Origin of the sequence: Polynucleobacter paludilacus (assembly GCF_018687595.1) — a bacterium.
In the GTDB taxonomy this organism is placed as follows: Bacteria; Pseudomonadota; Gammaproteobacteria; order Burkholderiales; family Burkholderiaceae; genus Polynucleobacter; species Polynucleobacter paludilacus.
Window position 1 is genome coordinate 243,412 of record NZ_CP061298.1, and the last position, 22,842, is coordinate 266,253.

General features: G+C 46.5%; 27 protein-coding genes. 16 read left to right on the top strand and 11 right to left on the bottom strand.

Annotation, left to right across the window (positions count from 1 at the left end):
* Positions 1-4: 4 nt before the first annotated feature.
* Positions 5-898, top strand: a complete 894-nt coding sequence (locus tag AOC06_RS01305) for a glycosyltransferase family 2 protein (protein WP_215380614.1) — start codon at positions 5-7, stop codon at positions 896-898.
* A gap of 3 nt (positions 899-901) precedes the next feature.
* Here the strand turns inward: AOC06_RS01305 and AOC06_RS01310 are convergent, their stop codons facing one another.
* Together AOC06_RS01310 and AOC06_RS01315 are read right to left on the bottom strand one after the other, a co-directional pair.
* Positions 902-1,768, bottom strand: a complete 867-nt coding sequence (locus AOC06_RS01310; RefSeq protein WP_215380616.1) for a glycosyltransferase family 17 protein — start codon at positions 1,766-1,768, stop codon at positions 902-904.
* On the bottom strand, positions 1,768-2,544 hold the full coding sequence (locus tag AOC06_RS01315) for a hypothetical protein (protein ID WP_215370641.1): 777 nt from the start codon (positions 2,542-2,544) through the stop codon (positions 1,768-1,770). Before AOC06_RS01315 ends, AOC06_RS01310 begins: the two co-directional genes overlap by 1 nt.
* Positions 2,545-2,644: 100 nt before the next feature.
* Between AOC06_RS01315 and rfbB the strand changes: the two genes are divergently transcribed.
* From rfbB to waaC, 5 genes are read left to right on the top strand one after another with little or no spacing between them, the layout of a single operon-like run.
* On the top strand, positions 2,645-3,703 hold the full coding sequence (gene rfbB / locus AOC06_RS01320; RefSeq protein ID WP_215370644.1) for a dTDP-glucose 4,6-dehydratase: 1,059 nt from the start codon (positions 2,645-2,647) through the stop codon (positions 3,701-3,703).
* 4 nt (positions 3,704-3,707) lie between these two features.
* A complete protein-coding gene (rfbD, locus tag AOC06_RS01325) occupies positions 3,708-4,664 on the top strand; it encodes a dTDP-4-dehydrorhamnose reductase (protein ID WP_215380618.1) in 957 nt (318 codons plus the stop codon).
* A 26-nt stretch (positions 4,665-4,690) separates the two neighbouring features.
* On the top strand, positions 4,691-5,617 hold the full coding sequence (gene rfbA, locus AOC06_RS01330) for a glucose-1-phosphate thymidylyltransferase RfbA (RefSeq protein ID WP_215380619.1): 927 nt from the start codon (positions 4,691-4,693) through the stop codon (positions 5,615-5,617).
* Positions 5,617-6,183 (top strand): dTDP-4-dehydrorhamnose 3,5-epimerase, encoded by a 567-nt coding sequence (rfbC, locus tag AOC06_RS01335; protein WP_215380622.1) that lies wholly within the window; start codon positions 5,617-5,619, stop codon positions 6,181-6,183. Before rfbA ends, rfbC begins: the two co-directional genes overlap by 1 nt.
* 30 nt (positions 6,184-6,213) lie before the next feature.
* Positions 6,214-7,239 (top strand): lipopolysaccharide heptosyltransferase I, encoded by a 1,026-nt coding sequence (gene waaC / locus AOC06_RS01340; RefSeq protein WP_215380625.1) that lies wholly within the window; start codon positions 6,214-6,216, stop codon positions 7,237-7,239.
* A 4-nt stretch (positions 7,240-7,243) separates the two neighbouring features.
* On the opposite strand, the gene AOC06_RS01345 is transcribed toward waaC, so the two are convergent.
* On the bottom strand, positions 7,244-8,902 hold the full coding sequence (locus tag AOC06_RS01345; protein ID WP_215345179.1) for a TolC family protein: 1,659 nt from the start codon (positions 8,900-8,902) through the stop codon (positions 7,244-7,246).
* Between the two features lie 119 nt (positions 8,903-9,021).
* Between AOC06_RS01345 and AOC06_RS01350 the strand changes: the two genes are divergently transcribed.
* From AOC06_RS01350 to trmB, 4 genes are read left to right on the top strand one after another with little or no spacing between them, the layout of a single operon-like run.
* Entirely contained in the window at positions 9,022-9,891 is an 870-nt protein-coding gene (locus tag AOC06_RS01350) for an undecaprenyl-diphosphate phosphatase (protein WP_215380627.1), read from the top strand.
* Positions 9,892-9,907: 16 nt separating this feature from the next.
* Entirely contained in the window at positions 9,908-10,369 is a 462-nt protein-coding gene (locus AOC06_RS01355) for a DUF2721 domain-containing protein (protein WP_215345181.1), read from the top strand.
* Between the two features lie 20 nt (positions 10,370-10,389).
* Positions 10,390-11,325 (top strand): UDP-glucuronic acid decarboxylase family protein, encoded by a 936-nt coding sequence (locus tag AOC06_RS01360; protein WP_215380629.1) that lies wholly within the window; start codon positions 10,390-10,392, stop codon positions 11,323-11,325.
* 1 nt (position 11,326) lies between these two features.
* Positions 11,327-12,130 carry a tRNA (guanosine(46)-N7)-methyltransferase TrmB gene (gene trmB / locus AOC06_RS01365; RefSeq protein ID WP_255879986.1) on the top strand — a complete coding sequence of 268 codons (804 nt, stop codon included), beginning with the start codon at positions 11,327-11,329 and terminating at the stop codon, positions 12,128-12,130.
* 7 nt (positions 12,131-12,137) lie between these two features.
* Here trmB and AOC06_RS01370 read toward each other — a convergent pair whose 3' ends face one another.
* The 4 genes from AOC06_RS01370 to ribBA are packed head-to-tail and all read right to left on the bottom strand — an operon-like array spanning position 12,138 to position 15,803.
* Positions 12,138-13,616 carry an NAD-dependent succinate-semialdehyde dehydrogenase gene (locus tag AOC06_RS01370; RefSeq protein ID WP_215380632.1) on the bottom strand — a complete coding sequence of 493 codons (1,479 nt, stop codon included), beginning with the start codon at positions 13,614-13,616 and terminating at the stop codon, positions 12,138-12,140.
* 11 nt (positions 13,617-13,627) lie between these two features.
* On the bottom strand, positions 13,628-14,140 hold the full coding sequence (gene nusB / locus AOC06_RS01375) for a transcription antitermination factor NusB (RefSeq protein ID WP_255879988.1): 513 nt from the start codon (positions 14,138-14,140) through the stop codon (positions 13,628-13,630).
* Positions 14,140-14,658 (bottom strand): 6,7-dimethyl-8-ribityllumazine synthase, encoded by a 519-nt coding sequence (ribH, locus tag AOC06_RS01380; protein ID WP_215380634.1) that lies wholly within the window; start codon positions 14,656-14,658, stop codon positions 14,140-14,142. The genes nusB and ribH overlap by 1 nt, the downstream gene beginning before the upstream one ends.
* 5 nt (positions 14,659-14,663) lie before the next feature.
* Positions 14,664-15,803: a bifunctional 3,4-dihydroxy-2-butanone-4-phosphate synthase/GTP cyclohydrolase II gene (gene ribBA / locus AOC06_RS01385; RefSeq protein WP_439650690.1), complete on the bottom strand. Its 1,140-nt coding sequence runs from the start codon at positions 15,801-15,803 to the stop codon at positions 14,664-14,666.
* Between the two features lie 128 nt (positions 15,804-15,931).
* Between ribBA and AOC06_RS01390 the strand changes: the two genes are divergently transcribed.
* From AOC06_RS01390 to AOC06_RS01415, 6 genes are read left to right on the top strand one after another with little or no spacing between them, the layout of a single operon-like run.
* Positions 15,932-16,138, top strand: coding sequence for a type IV pilus modification PilV family protein (locus AOC06_RS01390; RefSeq protein ID WP_215380638.1), 207 nt, complete (start codon positions 15,932-15,934; stop codon positions 16,136-16,138).
* Entirely contained in the window at positions 16,135-16,794 is a 660-nt protein-coding gene (locus AOC06_RS01395) for a PilW family protein (protein ID WP_215345188.1), read from the top strand. Before AOC06_RS01390 ends, AOC06_RS01395 begins: the two co-directional genes overlap by 4 nt.
* On the top strand, positions 16,791-17,120 hold the full coding sequence (locus AOC06_RS01400) for a hypothetical protein (protein WP_215345189.1): 330 nt from the start codon (positions 16,791-16,793) through the stop codon (positions 17,118-17,120). The genes AOC06_RS01395 and AOC06_RS01400 overlap by 4 nt, the downstream gene beginning before the upstream one ends.
* Positions 17,113-17,655 (top strand): GspH/FimT family pseudopilin, encoded by a 543-nt coding sequence (locus tag AOC06_RS01405; protein WP_255879990.1) that lies wholly within the window; start codon positions 17,113-17,115, stop codon positions 17,653-17,655. The genes AOC06_RS01400 and AOC06_RS01405 overlap by 8 nt, the downstream gene beginning before the upstream one ends.
* Before the next feature lie 18 nt (positions 17,656-17,673).
* Positions 17,674-18,798, top strand: coding sequence for a bifunctional diaminohydroxyphosphoribosylaminopyrimidine deaminase/5-amino-6-(5-phosphoribosylamino)uracil reductase RibD (gene ribD / locus AOC06_RS01410; RefSeq protein ID WP_215345191.1), 1,125 nt, complete (start codon positions 17,674-17,676; stop codon positions 18,796-18,798).
* Between the two features lie 30 nt (positions 18,799-18,828).
* Entirely contained in the window at positions 18,829-19,455 is a 627-nt protein-coding gene (locus AOC06_RS01415; RefSeq protein ID WP_215380640.1) for a riboflavin synthase, read from the top strand.
* Position 19,456: 1 nt separating this feature from the next.
* Here the strand turns inward: AOC06_RS01415 and queC are convergent, their stop codons facing one another.
* The 4 genes from queC to tolB all read right to left on the bottom strand — a co-directional run bounded on the left by queC (position 19,457) and on the right by tolB (position 22,841).
* Positions 19,457-20,197 (bottom strand): 7-cyano-7-deazaguanine synthase QueC, encoded by a 741-nt coding sequence (gene queC, locus AOC06_RS01420; protein ID WP_215345193.1) that lies wholly within the window; start codon positions 20,195-20,197, stop codon positions 19,457-19,459.
* A 16-nt stretch (positions 20,198-20,213) separates the two neighbouring features.
* Positions 20,214-20,945, bottom strand: coding sequence for a tol-pal system protein YbgF (gene ybgF / locus AOC06_RS01425; RefSeq protein WP_215380641.1), 732 nt, complete (start codon positions 20,943-20,945; stop codon positions 20,214-20,216).
* A complete protein-coding gene (gene pal, locus AOC06_RS01430) occupies positions 20,945-21,451 on the bottom strand; it encodes a peptidoglycan-associated lipoprotein Pal (RefSeq protein WP_215345195.1) in 507 nt (168 codons plus the stop codon). The genes ybgF and pal overlap by 1 nt, the downstream gene beginning before the upstream one ends.
* A 94-nt stretch (positions 21,452-21,545) precedes the next feature.
* The gene (gene tolB, locus AOC06_RS01435) at positions 21,546-22,841 is read right to left on the bottom strand and encodes a Tol-Pal system beta propeller repeat protein TolB (protein ID WP_215380643.1); all 1,296 of its coding nucleotides are present in this window, start codon (positions 22,839-22,841) and stop codon (positions 21,546-21,548) included.
* Between the last annotated feature and the right edge of the window lies 1 nt (position 22,842).

The window sequence follows — 22,842 nt, forward strand, 5'->3', positions numbered from 1 at the left end:
CAAAGTGAATCAAGCCAGAAAAAATATATGTTTTATTAATAATTTCAATAATGAAAAATTTATTGATGCCTGCCTAAGCTCGGTATTCCAGCAATCTACCCCCTTTGATCACGTGCTAGTGATAGATGACGGATCAGCTGATCGTTCTTTGGAGATCATTCAAAGTTATGGTCAACATCATTCCAATTTGCGCTTGATTAGCAAAAAAAATGAAGGCCAATTTTCCACCTTTAATACGGCCGCTTCAGTTCTAACGGACAATGCCCAGATATTTTTATTGGATGGAGATGATATTTACCCTCACGACTACTTGGAAGCTAGCCTGAAGGCTATTGGGAGGGATCAGTGGGATTTCGCTTTTTGTGAACAACAAAGATTTACTGAATCGTCTGATACCCCACAGTCTGCAATCATCAATCACGAGCCGGTCTATTTTTTCGCCAGTACTTCTGCCTTAGTAAGGAGTAGGGAGTGCTGGATTGGTAACCCAACTTCCTGTATTTCGCTGTCATCAGAATTATTTAAAAAGATCTTCCCTTATCCGCACTATCAAGAGAAGGCATTCTGGGCTGACAATTTAATGATCTATGCGGCATCCATCCTGGGGGCTCGAAAGATTTATTTACCCAGCCTAGGGATTGGTTGGCGAGCACACCAAAACAATGACAGCAGAAAAATCTATTCTCAGGATGATGTGTCGCGAAGAGAGAAGGCAATTTCACAAGCTTTTAGTTGGTTTTGTCAGAAATATGACATTCCTCGCTATCCCAGCGTGGTTGAATTTTTTAATGAGTATGATGCGCTTGGAAAATACTGGCAGAAACGATTAGATTTGCCTAGTCAATACAAGATGTTCAATCGGCTCCTGCGCCAGCAAATCAAAAATATCTTTACTTAATATCTAGCCGCAATACGGCAGATACTTTTTAATGGCGGATAGAACTTCTTGAGGTATTTGATACTGTTCTTGATCGCTCAGAATTCTCTCGCGATCATAGAGATCCTGTTTGCTAGCGATCTTATTTCTAATTTCTGCAGTGGAGAGATTTTTATAAGCGCTTAAGTTTTCGACGTCGCTGACTGCTTTAATCTTATTGAGTATCTTCTCTTCATCCATAAAGTAAGAGAAGTGCCATCCGCCATGGTCAATATGTAAGAGCTCATCTTTTGAGCTCCGAAGCTTATGGGGAAGCCGCTTTCTAAAAGTTCCTAGATTAGCAAAAATGGAGCCATAAAACTGATCCTGGGGAGCTGCGTTATGTAGGTTGTAATAGTAAAAAGTTTGATCACAGCTGTAGGCGATCAGGTCTTTACTGGCGTTTGGCTGACTTAATAAATCTCGAGCTTCTTGCAGGGCGAATGGGCTGGGAAATTCATCTAGATCGCTAAAGATTACGATATCGCTTGATTTGAAGCAGGCAAGTGGCTTCAGCGTAGAATTGCGTTGAGCATCTTGAATTTTCCAGAGCAGTCGATTTTTACGATTGCGATAGCGTAATTTCTTAATCAGCCAGGGTAAGGAGTTCAGATGAATGTACTCTTGATGATAGATGATTTTTTCAGAAAAAGGGAAGCTTGCAATCAATTCTTTACTTAGTAGAAATGGTTTTTTTCTTCCGGCAAAATCGATATTGGCCTCTGAAATAATGAAGTAATCGACAGATGGCCCTAAGTACTCTAAACGTGCTTTCAGAAGATCGATCTCGTTATAAAACAAGAAAGCATCGAGGAGTAAAGGCTTCACAGAGTGGTGATTACTGTGTGCCATTATTGAAACTCAGAAAGAAAGCGCGCGGGATCGGTAGGATTAAGGTAGCTTTGCTCTAGATGTAGTGAAAGACCCGGTATGCAAATGCCTAAGTAGCGTTTGGGTTTTGATAGAAACTGTAGTCTTCTTGGGATTTGTTTAAGGAAGCGCGATTTTGGAAGCAAGGCTTGTTTGGTCAGTACGCAGAAGTTATCGAAGTCAAAATCTTTTTTTGCGGTTTTGGTAATAGACCAGATATCACTATCAGCCCTTAAGGTTTTGCCTGTGACGGCAAATGTCATGGTGGTGGAGTTCGACGTTCTCCAGATTTGGCTTGGTCCTTTGACGATCTCGGTAGATTCAGAAAAGCGGTTTGCTTTGGCATAAGGATTCAGGGGTCCTCCTGATAGCTTATATTTATCTGAGTGATCGTAGAGGGTCACATAATCAAAATAGGCCAATCCCTCTTCAATTGCTTGGGGTGCCTCAGGGAGATGTAAATAATCATCTTCCGCAAAATACAAAATATCATCATCTTTAGCAATTGAAAGCCCGATTTCATATAACTTCCAAAAGGACCCTGGATTGCCTAATTGGGTTTCGATGAGCTGATCAAACTGATAATCTTGCTTTAGGCGGGCGAGGAGCGCTTCATCGCAATTGTCAGCTACGCAAATGAATTCCCAGTCCTTAAAAACGCGCCTGAGATTATCTAGAGAATCAAACTTATTAATTCCTTCAACCTTGACTTTGGGGTATCCTTTACTGCTGATTCGAAACAGAACAATTTTGCGCATTGATAGGATTTTTCTTTTAAATCAGTTGGTTATAGATTTTATAGCAAGGTCGGTTGCTCGACGTTGATAATGATTGCATAAATGTATTTTAAGGCTTTATATGATTTTAGTAACTGGTGGTGCGGGCTTTATTGGTGGTAATTTTGTCTTAGACTGGCTGTCTAATCCAAGCGCTGAAAGCATTATCAATTTAGATAAATTGACCTATGCAGGCAATTTAGCAACTCTTGATTCTCTTAAAGAAGATCCTCGTCATATTTTCATTCATGGAGATATTGGTGATAAAGCGTTGGTCACTCATTTACTCAATCAGCATCAGCCTCGAGCGATTGTCAATTTTGCGGCAGAGAGCCACGTTGATCGCTCGATTCATGGTCCAGCGGAGTTCATTCAGACCAATATTCTGGGTACCTTTAATTTGCTGGAATGTGCCCGTGAATATTGGAGCAAGTTAGAGGAACAAGCTCAAGAACAATTTCGTTTTCATCATGTCTCAACCGATGAGGTCTATGGTTCGCTTTCACTGACAGATCCTGCATTTACTGAAACCAATCCCTACGAGCCAAATAGTCCTTACTCAGCATCAAAAGCGGCATCAGACCATTTAGTAAGAGCATGGTTTCATACCTACGGATTCCCGGTGGTGACAACCAATTGCTCGAATAATTACGGCCCTTATCATTTTCCTGAAAAATTAATTCCATTGGTCATTCTTAATGCCTTAGCTGGTAAGCCTTTGCCTATCTACGGTGATGGTCAACAAATTCGCGACTGGTTGTATGTCGGAGATCATTGTTCAGCAATCCGCGAGGTTTTAGCTAAAGGTAAGTTGGGTGAGACCTATAACATCGGTGGCTGGAACGAAAAACCCAATATCGAAGTGGTGAAGACGATCTGTCAAATTCTGGATGAGCTGAAGCCTCGCGCCGATGGTAAGTCTTATGCTGAGCAAATTACTTTCGTCAAAGACCGTCCAGGCCATGATCGTCGCTATGCCATTGATGCTAGCAAAGTAGAGCGTGAGCTAGGCTGGCGTCCAGCGGAAACCTTTGATACCGGCATTCGGAAAACAGTTCAATGGTATTTGAACAATCCAGTATGGGTTGAAGGAGTCGTGAGTGGTTCTTACCGTGACTGGTTGCAAAAACAATATCAATAATCGAATGAAAGTTCTCGTATTCGGAGCGGGCGGCCAGTTGGGTAAAGCTTTTCATGCCTTACTGAGCGCACGTAAAGACTTGGACGTGAAGTGTGTAGGTCGCGCTGAATGCGATCTGACTGATCCATTGGCAATGACGCAGGTATTAGAGCAATCGCAAGCGCAGCTCATCATTAATGCCGCGGCTTACACAGCAGTGGATCAGGCTGAGACTGATACTGAGTCAGCATATGCGGTCAATGCCCACGCTCCTGAAGTGATGGCTCAGTATGCCGCTAAACATAAGGCGACCTTTCTGCATTACTCAACTGATTATGTATTTGATGGCAGTAAGTTAGGCTTTTATCTCGAAGATGATGTCTGCAATCCTCTGGGGGTCTACGGTAAGAGTAAGCGGGCCGGTGAAGTAGCGATTCAAAAAGTATTTGAGAGTAGCCCAGCAGGACAGTACGCTATTTTGCGAACCAGCTGGGTATATGGTGATGGTGGTAATTTCATCCGCACGATTTTGCGCTTAGCTAAAGAGCGCGAAGAGCTCAAAGTGATCAATGATCAATATGGTGTACCCACTAGCGCCGCTTGGTTAGCCTGTATTAGCTTAGAGCTTGTTTTAGATGCGCATTCACAGATCAAGACCTTTCCGTCGGGTATTTACCATGCGGTTCCTGCAGGTGAAGCAACTTGGTATGGTTTGGCAACCCAAGTCCTTCATAGCGCGATCGAGGCTGGCATGATTCTGAAGCTGAAACCAGAAGCGGTCAAACCGATTCCCGCGATTGAGTACCCACTGCCCGCTCCAAGACCTCAAAATTCGAGGATGGGAACCCAAAAATTGCGCATCGTCCTGGCTGATAAAAAGCCCAATGATTCAAGCTCTTATAATGAAACAGCTCAAATTAGCGCTTTTCCCGATTGGCGCAAGATGGTAAAAAAGTACGTCAAGGATTTAAGTGCGAAGTAATTCAATGGATTTGTGAAGGATAGGTAATGAGCTTAAATCGTAAAGGCATTATTTTGGCTGGCGGTTCTGGTACGCGTTTGTATCCAGTAACTCAAGCGGTATCTAAACAGCTTATGCCCGTGTATGACAAGCCCATGGTCTATTACCCACTCAGCACCCTGATGTTGGCTGGGATTCGAGATATCTTATTGATTTCAACACCGCACGATACGCCCCGTTTTACTGAGCTATTAGGCGATGGCTCGCAGTGGGGCTTAAACATTGAGTATTGTGTTCAACCTTCACCCGATGGATTGGCGCAAGCATTTACCTTGGGTAAGAATTTCATTAATGGACATCCCAGTGCTTTAGTGTTGGGCGACAATATTTTCTATGGTCATGAATTAGTAGATCAGCTGGACAGTGCAGATGAGCGTAATAGTGGTGCAACCGTATTTGCCTATCACGTCAATGACCCTGAGCGTTATGGTGTAGTGGAGTTTGATCGGACCTACAAGGCTCTCTCGATTGAAGAAAAGCCTTTGAAACCCAGAAGTAGTTATGCAGTTACCGGACTCTATTTTTACGACAATCAAGTCTGTGATATTGCTGCATCCATTAAGCCTAGCGCCCGCGGCGAATTAGAAATCACCGATGTCAATCGCGTCTATTTAGAGAAGCAAGAATTAAGTGTCGAAATCATGGGGCGGGGTTTTGCTTGGTTGGATACCGGGACGCATGATTCTTTGTTGGATGCAGCCGGCTTTATTGCGACCTTGCAAAAGCGTCAGGGTCTGATGGTGGCTTGTCCTGAAGAAATTGCCTATCGACAAGGATGGGTTTCCGCAGAAGCTGTTGAAAAGGTGGCGGCGCAACTCAGTAAAAATAGCTATGGGCAATACCTGAGCAAGATTCTGAATGAACTCAATACCTCATCTCAGCCGATGAGCTTGTCGAATAAGAAAGGGCTCTAATGGCTGGCAGTGGAAAACTTCAAGTAACGCCAACGGCAATTCATGATGTATTGGTGATAGAGCCCAAAATATTTGGTGATGAACGTGGCTGGTTTACTGAGTCCTTTAATGCAGAGGACTTTGCCCAAGCTACCGGCCTCAATCTCAATTTTGTTCAAGACAATCATTCATTCTCTCGGCAGTGGACCTTGCGCGGTCTTCACTACCAACTCGAGAAGACTCAGGGTAAATTGGTCAGAGTGGTTGCAGGTAGCGTATTTGATGTGGTGGTGGATATTCGTAAAGATTCACCTACCTATGGCAAGTGGGTCGGGCTTGATCTGAGTGCTGAAAACCATAAGCAACTGTGGATTCCTGCTGGCTTAGCCCATGGCTTTTTGGTACTTTCTGAAACTGCTGAGTTTTTGTATAAAACGACAGATTATTACCACCCACAAAGCGAAGCCTGTTTGGCCTGGAATGATCCTGAGATTGCCATTGAGTGGCCTCTGCCACAGGGTGTTTCACCCAATATGAATGCCAAAGATAGCGCTGGTTTAGCTTGGGAAGTAGCCCCCAAGTTTTAAGCTGAGCCAAAACCATTGGATAATGCTCCGATGGGCAATCCAAAAATCTTACTCGTGAAGTTATCTTCACTTGGGGACGTACTCCACAACTTACCGATCGTTTGGGATTTGCGCGCTCGCTTTCCCGATGCACAGATTGATTGGGTCGTTGAGGAGGGTTATGTCAACCTGCTTAACCCTCTTCTTTCAAATCAGCACTTTCGAGGCATTGACCGAATCATTCCCTTTGGCTTGCGAGGCTGGAAAAAATCGCTCTTTTCACTGAAAACTTGGCAAGCTTTCTCTCTCTTTAAAAAAGATTTACAAGCACAGACCTACGATATCGTGATTGAGACTCAGGGCTTGCTGAAGTCAGCCCTGGTGTGTGCTCTAGCGAATAAAAGTTCTCACGTCGTAGTTACTGGCTTAGCAAACGCTACCGAATTTTCTGGGTATGAGCCCATTGCAAGAACTTTCTATAACCAGTCAGTTCAGGTGCCAACCCAATGCCATGCGGTGGATCGCTCGCGTTGGGTCATGTGCTCTGCAATGAATATACCCTTAGTAGTCAGTGAGATTAGCCCCCAGTTTTATCCCACTAGCTTTGTTGAGCAGATTCCGAATAGCTCAATCTTCGGTTTACATCGACCATATATCTTGTGTTTTCATTCGACGGCTAGGGCAGCGAAACGCTGGCCTAAAGAGGATTGGGTTGCACTAGGAAAATCTTTGGCTGCAGAGGGCTATCAGATTGTCTTTCCTTGGGGTAATGCGGAGGAGCGAACTATTAGCGAGACACTGGCGATGCAAGTGAGTCACTCTCTTGTTCCTCCAGCATTCTCAATTAATGAGGCATTTTCCTTGATCAAAGGCGCAAGCCTGACGATTGGCGTTGACACAGGCTTAACCCATCTAGCAGCAGTTTTAGATAGACCTACTGTTGAAATCTACTGCGACTCCCCTCGTTGGAAGACTGAGGGGTACTGGTCAAAACAGATTCGGAACGTGGGTGATATTCAATCACCCCCAAGTATTCAAGAGGTATTGTCTGCAAGTTTTGAGCTACTGAAGCGCTAGTGTATTAACGTAGCAGTGCGTTCACTGCCATCAGATCTTCATCTGAAAGTGTGCCTGCAGTCGACTTGAGCTTGATGGCATTTAAGAGTGTGGAATAGCGCGCTTGGGTCAGCTGCGCACGAGTGGTGATTAAGGAATCAAGGGCTACCAATACATCCAAGTTAATTAAAGTGCCCACTTCAAATCCGAGTTGACTCGATTGCAGAGCAGAAGTGCCTGACTTCTCTGCAGCCTCATAGGCTTTTACGCTTGCCAACCCGCCATAAAATCCTGTAAATGCTTGTCGTACATTTTGGGCGGTAGTGCGGCGTAAATTGTCGTAGTCCGATTTGGCCTTATCTAATAAAGCCGCATTTTGTCGAATTACTGAGCTGTTATAGCCGCCTGAGTAGATCGGAATATTTAGAGTAAGCCCAAGGGTATTGTTATAGATGTTGGTTTGGGACGGTTGTGTACTATAGGTTGAGCCATTATTCGTGTTGTAGCCCGCAGTAGCCCCAAAATTGAGGGTTGGATAGTTTGCTGCAAGTGAACCTCGATAGGTTGCTTCTGCTACATTCACATTGAGTTTGCCTGCGAGAACATTGAAGTTCGCATTCTCTGCTTGATGAATCCAGTCATCTAGGGTTTGACCAGCAGGTAACTTTGGATTGACGCTATCGGCGATAGCTGGGCTCGGTACAGGATTCTTTAAGGTAGTACGAGGATCTTTGGCTACTCCCTCAAGCTGAGCATTTTTAGCTAAGGGCTTAACAGCAGGGACAGGGTGGCCTACGAGTTGCTCTAAGACACCACGCTTTACGATTAAATCTGCTTGAGAAATAATTTCTTGAGAATTGGCTAAGTCGTAATTGGCTTGCGCAGTATTGACATCCACAATGGTAGCGAGACCAGCATCAAATTTAGCCTGAGCTTGATCAAGCTGCCGCTTGATGAGGCTCATTTTTTCTTGATAGAGCACAACGTTATCTTGACTGGTCAGGACATCAAAATAGGCCTGAGAAACCCGAATAATGAGATCTTGTTGAGCTTGATAAAACTGAAGATCAGCAATTTTAGTTGTAAGGTCACCAATCTTATATAGCTCTAAAGAGGCCACATTGATCAAAGGCTGAGTCAAGCTGACGGTGTAATTCTTTTGACCGAAGACGCGGGCATTTCCGGGATAGGTCTGGAGAGAAGAATTATTCGCAGCATGTTGGTAGTAACGTGTCCAACCTGGGGCAGCATTTACTTGGGGTAGCAAGAGTGATAAACCTTGCCAATATTGTTCTTGGTTTGCAACATACTGAAAGCGAGCACTCGTCATGACGGGGTCACTGAACGCAGCCTCCTGGTACAGGGTGATCAAGTCCATTGCTTGCCCCGTAACATTGGCATCTTTTGCCCCGGCAATATTCGACAACACCGGCGCCTGAGGAATAGCTGGTTTGGCAATCACCATATTGGGTGGCAAATCGAGTCCAGTAAGACTCTGAGTGCTCACTGGCATCGGTAAGGCGTTCTTGGGAGCAGTCAGACTTGGGGCGGCCTGAGTTACCGTGACTGAGGTTTGTCCCAAGGCGTGTAAAGACCCCAGGGTAGACCCAGCAAACAAAGCAATATGAGCAAATCGGATTAGTAGCTTACGCAATCCGATGTGATCGAAGGTAAAACCAGTCATCTTTTTCCAAAGCGTAAATATGGGCTGAAGTTTAAGCCTAAACACGATAAAGCAAGTATTTTCTCTCAATCTAGTGGCTAAACAGAGAGGCCCTAGGGTAATGGCTTAATATCTCGACTATGGATCTCATTTTACTGACTAAAGCACTCATTTTGGGGGTGGTTGAAGGCCTAACCGAGTTTTTACCGATCTCCAGTACGGGCCACCTGATTTTGGTTGGAGACCTTCTCAACTTCAATGATGAGCGCGGCAAGGCATTTGAGGTGATTATTCAGTTTGGTGCCATCCTTGCGGTATGCTGGGAGTTCAGGGCCAAGCTCTGGAGAGTGGTTTCCACCCTTGGCAGCAGTTCGCTCTCACGTCGTTTTGTACTCAACCTCCTGATCGCTTCTTTTCCGGCGATGAGCTTAGGCTTAGTATTTGGCAAGCACATTAAGGCAGTTTTATTTGCCCCTATTCCGGTTGCCACTGCGTTCATTGTCGGAGCGTTGATTATTTTCTGGGCTGAACGCTTGCAGGCCAAAAGACCGATCCAAACCATTGTGTCCCCCTTGCATTCGGTTGATGAGCTCTCCCATTTAGATGCCCTAAAGGTCGGTCTTGCTCAATGTGCCGCTTTGATACCGGGCACCTCCCGCTCAGGGGCCACGATTATTGGGGGTATGCTATTCGGATTGCCGCGCGCAGTAGCTACTGAGTTCTCTTTCTTCTTGGCCATTCCTGTCATTGGCGGAGCAACGGCTTATGAACTTCTCAAATTGTGGAAGTCCCCAGTCTCTTTAAGCGTCGACGGTAGCAGCACGGGAGACTTTACATTAGCGATCATAGTGGGTTTTGTGGCTGCCTTTATTTCAGCATTTGCCTGCGTCCGCTGGTTAATTCATTATGTTGCTGGACATAACTTCATTCCTTTTGCGTGGTACCGCATTGTGTTTGGTTTGGTTGTTCTGATTAGCGCCTACACTGGCCTTGTAGCCTGGTCACATTAAAAGATGGGATGTAAGTATGGATAACTCAATTGATGTCATCACGAATAATATTCAGCTGGCGCTAGCACCCGTTTTTCTGCTCACTGCAGTTGCTACTTTATTCAATGCGATTTCCACGCGTTTGGCAAGAACAGTCGATCGGATGCGAGCCATTCATCAAGAGTTGCGAGATGACAATATTTCTGAAGATGGCCTGTATCAACTCATGCTCAAAGAGGCTGATGAATCCAAGTTTCGGGGTCGTCTTTGCACCATCGCAATATTTTTTGATGTGCTAAGTGGCGTACTCATTTCTTTAACGGTTTTAGAGCTCTTCTTCTTTCAGGCTGGGGCCCTCAATACACCCAAAACGGGCTATGTGATGTGGAGCTTTGTATTCGGGATGGCCTCATTTATGACCTCGATGGTGATCATGTTGGGCGAGGTGGTCTATGGCTATCTATCTGCTGGTTGGGAAAACCGCGTTCTCACTAAATAAAATTATTTCAAGATCAATCTATGAACAAAATCCTCATCACTGGCGGCGCCGGCTTCTTAGGCTCTCACTTAACTGAGAAACTCCTTAAAGAAGGTAATGAAGTTTTAGTAGTAGATAACTTCTTTACGGGTACTAAGCAAAACTTAGCCCATTTGTTATCCGATCCTAAGTTGGAAGTGATGCGCCATGATGTGACCTTTCCACTGTATGTAGAAACCAATCAGATCTACAACTTAGCTTGTCCGGCTTCACCGGTGCACTATCAATATGATCCAGTGCAAACGACCAAGACCAGTGTGCATGGTGCAATCAATATGCTCGGTCTTGCTAAAAGAACCCGTGCTCGTATTTTGCAAGCCTCAACTAGCGAAGTCTATGGTGATCCAGAAGTGCATCCTCAACCAGAAGAATACTGGGGTAGGGTCAATCCGATTGGCATTCGTTCATGCTATGACGAGGGTAAACGCTGTGCTGAGACCCTCTTTTTTGATTACTACCGCCAGCATCAGTTGGATATCAAAGTGGTGCGTATCTTTAATACCTATGGCCCACGGATGCATCCCAATGACGGCCGTGTGGTCAGCAACTTTATTGTGCAAGCCTTGCAAGGTAAAGACATTACGATTTATGGCGATGGTCAGCAAACCCGTAGCTTTTGCTATGTCGATGATCTGATTGATGCCATGGTCAAAATGATGAACTCAGAAGCGGGCTTTCCCGGCCCAGTCAATATTGGCAATCCCTGTGAATTCACCATGCTGCAATTGGCTGAGACCGTTCTCAAGCTCTCAGGTAGTCAATCCAAGATCGTTCATGAGCCTTTGCCATCGGATGATCCAAAGCAGCGTCAGCCCAATATCGAGTTAGCCAAATCCAAGTTAGGCTGGCAGCCCAAGGTCAATCTAGAAGACGGCCTCAAAGAGACCATTGCGTACTTTAAGAAGGTCTTGGCTTAATTTGAATTCGCAGCCAGAGGGTAAGTTGGATCGTATTGAGCGCATTCGCTCTTTTGTACTTCGCACTGGCAGAACTACGACAGCCCAGCAACGTGCAATCGATGAGCTTGGCCCTAAATACCGCATCCCCTATCAAGACCAGACTCTTGATCTGATTGAAGCCTTTAATGGATCTACCAATCCCAAAATTTTAGAAATTGGTTTTGGCATGGGCGAGACTACCGCTGCAATCGCTCAACTTCGCAGTCAGGATGATTTCCTGGCTATTGAAGTCCATCCTCCAGGGATTGGCGCCTTACTCAAGCAAATTGGTGAAATGGGTCTCACCAATTTACGATTAATTCAGCATGATGCGGTAGAGGTGCTAGAAAATATGATCTTGCCCGAGAGTTTGGACGGCATTCATATTTACTTTGCAGACCCTTGGCATAAGAAGCGTCATCATAAGCGTCGTTTGGTCCAGGGAGCGTTTGTTAAATTATTAGCGTCTCGTTTAAAGCTGGAAGGCTACCTTCATTTAGCAACCGACTGGCATAACTATGCTGAGCAAATGTTTTTGGTGCTCAATGCCGAACCATCATTGGTGAATACTTCTCAAGAAAAAGTCTCAGTGAAAACCTTCACGCTTGAAGATGTTGCTAAAGATGGTGAGGTTGGAAATGAATTTAAACCCAGCTTAGCGCAATTACAGAATCAGCATTTAGCCTATGTTGACCGCCCCAGTTATCGGCCGATTACCAAATTCGAGAAGCGGGGCTTAAAGCTGGGGCACGGCGTATGGGACTTGGTTTATAAAAAAAGATAAACCGTTTTTATAGCCCAATACAAAGATATTTCAGTTCTAGGTATTCATCCATCCCGAAGGTACTGCCTTCACGACCCAAGCCAGATTGCTTGACCCCGCCAAAAGGTGCTACTTCATTGGAGATGATGCCGCTATTCACGCCGACGATGCCGTATTCCAAAGCTTCAGCAACTTTCCAGATCCGTCCGATATCTCGACTGTAGAAATACGACGCCAAACCATACTGGCTTTGGTTTGCAAGTCTTACGACTTCTTCATCATGCTCAAAGGTGATGATCGGAGCCACTGGGCCAAAGGTTTCCTCTGTAGTAATCAGCATATCGCCGCTCACATTATCCAAAATGGTGGGTTCGTAATAGGTTCCACCCAAAGAAGAAGGCTTGCCACCTGCCACTAATTTGGCCCCTTTGCTCAGAGCATCGGCAACATGACGTTCTACCTTGGTAAGGGCTGCTTGATCAATCAAGGGACCCTGAAGCACGCCTTCGTCAAGACCATTGCCCACCTTGATTGCTTGAATTGCTTTAGCAAACTTCTCCACAAAAAGATCGTGAACCTTTTTGTGAACATAAATTCTGTTGGCGCAGACGCAGGTTTGACCAGAGTTGCGGTACTTTGAAGCAATCGCGCCACTGACGGCAGCATCAATATCCGCATCTTCAAACACAATGAAGGGCGCATGGCCACCCAGTTCTAAGGCTAATTTTTTTACTGTTGGGGCGGATTGCGCCATCAGAATGCGACCCACTTCAGTGGAGCCTGTAAACGAGAGGTGCCGCACAATAGTCGAAGCGCATAAAGTCTTACCAATTGCTATGGACTGGTCTGCATCAGCCGTAATCACGTTAATGACCCCATGCGGAATTCCGGCACGGCTGGCAAGTTCAGCTAGCGCTAGGGCAGACAAGGGTGTTTGCTCAGCGGGCTTAATCACAATACTGCAACCTGCGGCCATAGCGGGCGCAATCTTGCGGGTAATCATGGCGATCGGGAAATTCCAAGGCGTTATGGCTGCACAAACTCCAATCGGCTGTTTGAGGACCATGAGACGCTTGTCACCCCAAGTGCTTGAAGGAATGGTTCCTGCAACCCGTTTGGCTTCTTCAGCAAACCATTCCACAAATGAGGCCCCGTAGGCCACTTCGCCGCGGGACTCTAGCAAAGGCTTGCCCTGCTCCAAGGTCATGAGTAAGGCTAGATCTTCAGTATTCGCAATGATCAGATCAAACCACTTGCGCATCACATTGGCACGCTCTTTACCGGTCTTGCTCCGCCATAAGGGGAGGGCTGTATTAGCTGCAGTAATTGCTAACTCAGCATCCGCAGGACCAAGATTAGCGACATGTGCAATCAGCTCAGATGTTGCAGGATTATTGACTGAAAAAGTTTGCTTTGCTAAAGACTTGACCCATTGACCATTGATAAAGGCGTCCTCTCGAACGAGGCTAGGATCCTTTAAGAGCTTACGAATATCTTGGGCTGACATGGCCGAATAAATTAAGCAGCGGAGATTTCAGCGCTACGGAGTTTTTGGGCTAAAAGGTCTAAGACGCCATTGACATACTTATGACCATCGGTTCCACCAAAAGTCTTGGCAAGCTCGACTGCTTCATTGATTGCTACTTTATAAGGCACAGACAGATCGATGGCGAGTTCATAGACACCAATCAGCAGGGCAGCATGCTCTACTGGAGAGAGTTCATTGATGGGTCGATCTAAAGCGGGAGTGATGATGGCTTCGAGTTCATCGGTGCGCTCGAGAACGCCCTCAAAAATACCCTGAAACAATTCCAGCTGACAGCGACGGAAGGCAGGATCTTCCGAGAGTTGTTTAGTAATGGTTACGGAGTTCGGTAGACTGCCTGCACGGCGCATCACGAGGCTTTGATAAACCCCTTGAAGGGCGTATTCGCGGGCACGGCGACGTGGTGTGAGGGAGCGCTTCGGCGTGGTCGACTTGTTCTCTTTATCTGAGCCAGGTAGTTTTGCGCTAGCAATTGTCTTAGACATTATTCTTCCTCACCAGCTTGAAAATCAATATCTAAATCTGGTGTGAGTGCTAATGCGAGATTGGCCATTTCAACGACTGCCTTTGCACAATCTGCCCCTTTGATATTGACGCGAACTTGCGCCTGCTCATCGTTATCGCAAGTCAGAATGCCGTTGGCAATCGGTAAGCCAGACTCTAAGCCAACACGCGTAATGCCTGCGGCAGATTCATTAGAGACCAGTTCAAAATGGTAGGTCTCGCCGCGAATCACTGCACCTAAAGCGACTAAGCCATCGAACTCTCCAGTCTCAGCAAGTTTTTGCAGGGCAAAGGGAATTTCGAGCGCGCCAGGAACAGTCACCAACTTAATGTCTGATTGCTCAATACCAAGCGCAATGAGTTCTTCTACGCAGGCTTTAGTCAGGGATTCGCAATGATCTTCATTAAAGCGGGCCTGCACAATAGCAATGCGGAGATCTTGACCGTTAAGGTCTGCGGCTAAGACCTGAACGCCAGATTGGGTGGTAGATGAGTTCATTGTGATTACGCTTGTTGATCAGGGCTAAAAGGAAGGTAGCCCGTAACCTCTAGTTTATAGCCAGACATGCTGGGGACTGGGTTTGGCTTGGCGAGTAAACGCATTTTTCCTACACCGAGATCTTTCAGAATTTGGGCGCCGATGCCATAGCTTCGGAAATCGGTCTTACGAGTGAGCGCTGGATTGGCTGGGGTATTTGCAGTTTGATTGAGCTTGGTAAATTGTGAGAGCCAGTCTGCATCTCCAGGTGCAGCGATGCCAGCAGCATTGAGTAAAACAGCTACGCCAGCAGGAGCTTGAGCCAAGGCCTCGAGGGCCTTGCCGAGTGGCCAGGAGTGATTACTATGATTTCCATCCAAGAAATCCAATACCGTCACTGGCTCATGAACCCGCACTAGGGTCTCGACCGATTCAGAGGGCTTGCCCTTCACTAAAGCAATATGCATTGAAGCGCTTGGCGTATCTTGATAAATGATTCCAGTAAATGTGCCCCATGGTGTCACAAACTCACGCTCACCTTGGCGCTTAACAATGCTCTCATGTTGACTGCGGTATTGAATCAAATCGGCAATGCTGCCAATTTTGAGTTGATGTTCTTTGGCAAACTCGAGCAGATCTGGTAAGCGTGCCATGCTGCCATCATCTTTCATGATCTCGCAAATGACTGCACTTGGCGAGCAGCCTGCCATAGCAGCAAGATCGCAACCTGCCTCGGTATGGCCTGAACGAATTAATACTCCGCCAGGCTGAGCCATTAATGGAAAAATATGCCCAGGCTGAACCAGATCATTCGGCTTGGCATTTTTAGCCACTGCGGTTTTGATGGTGTGGGCACGATCAGCTGCAGAAATCCCGGTGGTGACACCAGAGGCGGCCTCAATCGAGACAGTAAAGTTCGTTCCCATAGAGGTGCCGTTATCGCGCACCATCAAAGGCAGATTCAGTTGTTGGCAATGTTCGCGCGTCAAGGTTAAGCAAATCAGGCCCCGCCCATACTTAGCCATGAAATTAACAGCTTCAGCGCTCACATGGTCAGCGGCGAGCACGAGATCGCCTTCATTCTCTCGGTCTTCTTCATCGACCAAGATCACCATCTTGCCAACCCGTAGGTCGGCAACGATTTCGTTTGTAGGGGCAAGCTTTATAGACATAGCCTGCTATTTTAAGCTCAGGGACCCTGGATTGCTTTGTCCCGCAGAAATATCCAAGCTTTCTGACAAGTAGGGCCTCCAATTAGGGTGGCGAGGTGATGCTGTCCTTGACAGAATGGGCCATGATTTCCAAACCGAATGTTTCCAAGGCCAATGGCTTCATTTTATTAGAGGTATTAATCGCCATGAGTCTCATTGCCGGTGCTTGGATGGGTCTAGCCAATCAATATCAGGTGATGGCGATGCGCTTTGTTCAGTCGCAAGAAAGGCGTATACAAATTCAAGAGCAAATGAATCAGTTTGAGATCGCCCAAGTAAAACCCAAATGAATTTGCTGGAATGCCTTATCGGCTTAGCAATCTCACTGATCTTAATTACTCCAGTCATTCAAAGTAGTAGTGTGATGGTGGCAAAACAGGTGCAATATCAAAAGACCAAAAACTTCAGTAGTGAAGCCGACCGTGCGTTTGAGTTAATCGGTAGAGCCATTCGGATGGCCGGTTATCAAAACCTGGAATTAGCGCAGCATAAAGCGAAGCGAAAAATAGATTCTGAATGGATTGAAATTCAGAAAGGGCGGGGCTATAACCGCTCTGATGCCATCATCGTTCGTCATGGGATCGCCCATGCACCATCTTCAGGAATTGACTTTGATTGCCTAGGTAATGCTTTGAGTCAGGACCGTACAAAAAATAATTTGGCATTACAAGGTTTCCTGTTAGAGCGACAGGCGAATATTCCAAAGGGCATCAAAGTCAATGGTGGCTCACTGATCTGCCAATCCTTAGATCGTCACGCACGTGTTCAAAATACCACCCTGATGAATGGTGTGAACTATTTCAACATTGAGGAGCAGGGATTGGATAAAGCTTCTAAACCAAGCCCCAGCGGGCCGCGCTTATTTAAAGTCCAGTTAGAGATGACCGATGGCCAGACGCTGCATCTTGTATTCGAGCGCTATTTTTCTACTCGTAACCACCCATGATCATTGCCTGGATCCTATCGATCATCTTTTCTTTCTCGGGACTCATTTTCTATTTAGAGCGAATGAATGCCCTTGAGCTCATTCATCTAAATACTCAAGCCCAGACTCAAGAGCACTTTATTCAAGCAGAGAAAATTGTTCTCGCTTGCCAATTTGATCTTTTATTAGGTACTCATTTAGATCATCCTGATTGTGACTTTTATTTCCTTGAAAATAATTATTGGCTGATTTCCAATCTGAATAAACCCCAGATCGAAGTTTTGGTCTTTTTTGATTCAGAACTTGGCATGGTCAAGCGACTGAACTGGCGACAGGTTTTTGATTAAGCCGATACGCTCTCTCAGGAATGCAGAGAGGGGAAGTACCCTGTTAGAGCTGATGGTGGTCACCCTCATCATTGCCATCATGTCGAGCATCAGTATTCCTTTGATTCAGGAATCGCTAGCCACGCGCCAACTCGAGTGGGTCGCACGCAGCTTTATTGAGCAGGCGCACTTTGCGCGGCAACAGGCTTTGTTCTTAGGAGAGTCGGTTCAGATCGTACCCAGAATAGAGAATGACTGGAATAGTGGTTGGGTCATCCAATCCGGTGTTTCAAAAAAGGCTTGGTTTATGCAGGACTCAATTGAGCCCATTTACTTCAAGCAGGGTGGCAAGCAATTTAGTGATCCCAATGCTTCTCAAAAAGGGATACTTTTTAATTCTGCTGGCGCAGCAAAGACCGCGCATGGGGGCTTTGTGGCTAATCGCCTGATCTTGGGGCATAGACGCCTTACAGACCTTGAGCGACACCTGATTTTGGGGAGTGGCGGACGCTGGCGGATTTGTGACCCGCGGACTGATTCGAAGGCTTGTCGCTAAATCGGTTTTAATAGAGCCATGAACCCAGGGAATCTCCAAACAGACCAGCATTGGATGAGCGAGGCTTTGGCTGAGGCTCACAAGGCCCTCTACCTGGCCAATCCCAACCCCCGAGTGGGTTGCCTCATCGTCAAAAACGGACAAGAGATTGGACGCGGGCACACGCAAGCAGCAGGAGGCCCTCACGCTGAAGTCCAGGCATTAGCCGATGCACGGAGCAAGGGCTTCGATCCGACAGATTCCGTCATCTACGTCACCTTAGAGCCCTGCAATCACACCGGAAGAACCCCGCCTTGTGTAGACGCCCTGATTGCTGCCAAGCCTCGCAAAGTCCTTGTAGCGATGATTGACCCGAACCCTTTAGTAGCGGGCAAGGGACTAGAGCGTTTGCAAGCGGCAGGCATCGTAGTAGAAATTGGTTTACTTGGAGCAGAAGTTGCTGCACTGAATCGAGGATTTATTTCTCGGATGACGCGTGGTTTGCCTTGGGTGCGCTTAAAGATTGCCGCAACGCTTGATGGCAAAACTGCTTTACCCATTGGAACGAGTCAATGGATTACGGGGCCTCTAGCCCGTGCTGATGGACATCATTGGCGTGCGCAAGCTTGTGCTGTGCTCACGGGCGGTGGTACTGTCAAAGAAGACAATCCTAGTTTAAATGTGCGTGATGTGAGTACCCAAAGACAGCCCTGGAAAGTGATTGTGGACTCCAAGCTCGAAACTCCGCTTGATGCCAAGCTATTTGATGGAATGGATCAGTCGGGAGTGATGATTGTTTGTGCTCACTTGCAATCACCCGAGCAGCTGGCGAATGCAAAAGTGTTTCGTGAGCGCGGAGTAGAAGTGATCGAGATCCCCAATGCACATGGCAAAGTCGATCTCGCTAAGCTATTTGCTTATCTTGCCCAAGAGCGCCATATGAATGAAATCCATGTGGAAGCGGGCGCCAAATTAAATGGATCCTTGCTACGTGAAGATTGCGTTGATGAACTCTTGCTCTATTACGCCCCATTTTTCATGGGAGAGGGTTTGGGAATGACTAGCCTATCTGCCCTGAAAGCATTGCAAGATCGACAGACATGGGATCTGATAGACCAAGCTACTTTTGATCCTGATATCCGTTTGCGTTACCAAAAAACCTGAAGCCAATTACTCGAAAGAGAAAAAACAAATATGTTTACCGGAATCATCACTGCAGTGGGTCAGATTAAAGACATCACACCGAAAGGCGATGGCTTGCATTTAAAAGTGGAACTCCCTGCTACAGAGGCTCACTATTTAGATGATGTTGTACTGGGCGACAGTATTGCATTGCAAGGTGCTTGCATGACGGTTACAGAGAAAACGAAACATTCTTTTAGCTTTGATGTCTCTCGAGAGTCACTCAACAAAACGGTGGGCTTAGATCAAATGGGCTCAGTCAATCTTGAAAAGGCACTGCGCTTTAATGATCGTTTGGGTGGTCATCTTGTGAGTGGGCACGTTGACGGCGTTGGGAAGGTGACCCATTTTGCTGCGCTTGCAAGTGATGCTGATGGTTCTTGGTTATTAAAGATTGCTGCGCCCCTTGAGCTAGCCCCATGCTTGGCCTACAAAGGATCGATTGTGGTCAATGGTGTGTCTTTGACAGTGAATCTCGTAGAGGATCAGTCGGATGTCTGCATTGCCTCGATCAATATTATTCCCCATACCTTGCAGCACACCACCCTCGGAGGCCTTCAAGTGGGCAGAGAAGTAAATCTAGAGGTGGATTTGATTGCGCGCTATCTTGCACGCATGTTAGAGGTAAAAGCGCTCTAGGTTACTTCTGTTGATAGCGCGTGGGATCAGCTAGCTGCGCTTGTACAAAGCCTGCTTGTCTTAAACGGCAAGATTCACAGACACCGCAGGCATGACCTGCATCATCAGCTTGATAACAAGAGACGGTTTGCGAGTAATCAACTCCTAGCGTAGATCCTAAGCGAATAATTTCTGCTTTACTCATTTGAATAATCGGCGCGTGAACCCGAAAGCGATTGGCATGGTTCAGTGCCTCAACCCCTGCTTTAGTGGCAAGGTTAGCCATGCTTTCAAAAGCAGCAACATACTCCGGACGACAATCTGGATAGCCGGAGTAGTCGACTGCATTGGCGCCATAAAAAATATCTAAGCCACCTAAAGCCTCTGCCCAGCTCAGCGCAAGGGAGAGCAAGATCGTGTTGCGAGCAGGCACATAGGTAACGGGGATTTCATTGGCCTTACTGGGAATGGTTGGTAGGGCAATAGAAGCATCAGTTAAAGCAGATCCACCAAAGCGGGTGAGATCAAGCTGTACTACTTCATGTGCAATGACACCCATCTGCTGAGCAATATTCCTGGCTGCGGCTACTTCAGAAGAATGACGTTGTCCATAACTTACCGATAAAACATAAGGCGCATAGCCAAGGTCTTTGGCAAGGGCAAGGATCGTTGTAGAGTCGAGTCCACCTGAAAATAGAATGACTGCTGGTGCATTTGGGGTGCGCGGTGCGAAGGGTTGAAATGCAGCAGAAAGACTAGACATAAATGCTGTTCAGAAATTATTTGGTGGCGCTTAATAGCTGTTGCGCATCTTTCGCTGCATCCGTATCGGGATACGTAGCAACGATATCGTTGAAGGTTTTCTTGGCAGCTGCTTTATTGCCACTCTCAAGCTGACAGTTGCCTAAGGTCAGCATCGCTACTGGGATACGAGGGTGCTTGGGATATTTTTTAATCAAGGTTTGGAGTTGAGCAATTGCACCAGCGTAATCCTTGTTAGCGTATTTGCTATTTGCACCCCAATAGAGTGCTAGTGGCAAATAGGGGCTGCTAGGATATTTGCGAATAAAGGCTGAAAAACCATCATCTGCCTTTTTGAGGTTGCCCGCCTGAAAGGCTTTGAGAGACTCGTCGTAAGCTTTTTTCTCACCTGGTTGAACGGTACCTGTAACGCCCTCAATGGTGGTTGAGCGGGGCTCAAAATTACCAAGGCGATTATCTAAATCTTGGTAATAGGTCTTCTGACTATTGCCGATATCTTCAGCCTGCTTCTCAAGCTCTTCCACTTTGCCGCGCAGCTCAGCGTTATCGGCTTTGAGTTTTTCAATTTGCTCTTGTAAATCGAGTTGTGTAGTTGCGAGTGATTTACGTAAATCCAAAATCGCCTTACGCGCTTCATCATCGGAGAAGAGTGCCCAAGCACTAGAAGAGGCAGTCAAACAAATGACGGCACTACTTAAACAAAACGCTCGTAAGAGCGTTTGTTTGAAGGGCTTATGCAAGTTCATCATTAGTTGCTGATGTAAACAATGTCAGCGCGGCGGTTTTCAGCCCAAGCTGCTTCAGTATCGCCTTCAGCTTTGGGTTTCTCTTTACCAAAACTTACCGCTTCCATCTGGGCATCAGGAACACCCATGAGCGCTAAGGCTTTACGAACGGCATCAGAACGACGTTGACCTAGAGCCAAGTTGTACTCTGCAGTACCGCGATCATCGGTATTGCCTTGAATAATAATTTTCTGTTGTGGGTGGGCTTTGAGATAGCCAGCGTGAGCAGAGAGCATATTTTGGTATTTAGTCTGGACGGTATATTCGTCAAAGCCAAAGTAAACACTTTTCTCAAATAATGGACTCTTAGGATCATTCCAAGGCTGTGAACTAAAGTTTCCATTGCCGGAGGAGCTGCCGTCAACATCATCGAGCTTAACGCTGGAGCAACCCACTAAAAAAGTGGCTGATAGCACAGCTAAACCCAAAAGCAGTGAAGTTGTAAAACGGCGTGTGATTGAGATTGTCATGGGGATTTCCTTTTCCTACAAATGAGCGAATACCCCATATTATGCGCCTAAAAAGGGGAATTGCAGACCCCAATACCCCCCGAAAGTTCTGGGGCTAGTCCATAAATGGACCCCAGGACGGCTGACGGACATCCGATCCTGGAATAGTGAGAACTTGCTTAGAGTTGCCGTCCACTGACACTGCAGCCAAGACCCGTTTGCCATTCACCTTGGTGGAGTAAATGATGTAGCGGCCATTGGCTGCGAAGGAGGGAGACTCATCGCTTGTGCCGTCAGTCAGCGCTTGACTATCTCCCGTTGCCAAATTGACGATATAGAGTCGATATGCCCCACCAATGTTGGCGATATAGGCTAAATATTTTCCGTCTGGAGAAATGCGAGGCGAGGTCACAAAGCCCTGTTTATAGCTAATGCGTTTAGCGCCTTCAACTTGTTCGCCTTCAGCACTCATCCGATAGATCTGAGGACTGCCGCCTCGATCACTCGTGAAATAAATATAACGCCCGTCCGGCGAATACTGCGGCTCGGTATCAATTGTGTAACCGCGACTCAGACGATGCAAACCTGCCCCATCACTATTGATGCCATAGATTTGGGTATTACCGTCTTTGGAGAGTGAGATGGCTAACTGCTTCCCATCAGGTGTCCATGCAGGGGCGCTGTTATTCCCTTTTTGATTGGAGAGCATGATCCGTTTACCAGTCGCAAGTTCATGAACATAAATCACCGGTTTGCGATCTTCAAAAGACACGTAGGCCACTTTCTTGCCATCAGGTGACCAGGATGGAGAAATAATAGGGTCAGCACTATTAAGTGCATTGCGAATATTTTGACCATCCGCATCCGAGATCACCAAGCGATAGCGCTTGCCGTCTTTGATGACATAGGACAGTCGAGTTGAGAAGACGCCACGTTCACCCAGTAGCTTGTAAACAATGTCATCGGCAATTTTGTGAGCGGCAGCACGCAGATTATCTGCGCTGGAGTTGATATCTAAGCCGCCCAAAGCTTGGCTCTTACGAATATCAAATAATTTGTAATGAATCTCAAACTGAGTTGGGCCAGTTTGCACAACCGAGCCCAGGACTAATGCATCAGCGCCACGCGCTGCCCAAGATTTGTAGTTCGGTGTCCCGGAGGGATTCTCGGTGGCATTACCGTTCTCGGTATTTTTAAAGTAACCACTGCGGAGTAAATCCTGGCGAACGATTTCAGTAACGCTAGTGGGTAATTTATTTTCATCCTGAAAGCGCATTACTGCGATGGGATACAAGGATTGACCAACACCGGTGATCTCGATATTCATTTGAGCGAATGCGCTGGCAGAGACACCGAGACTGACGATGGCAATGCTCAATAAGGAGATCCATTTTTTGACAAACTGCAGCATG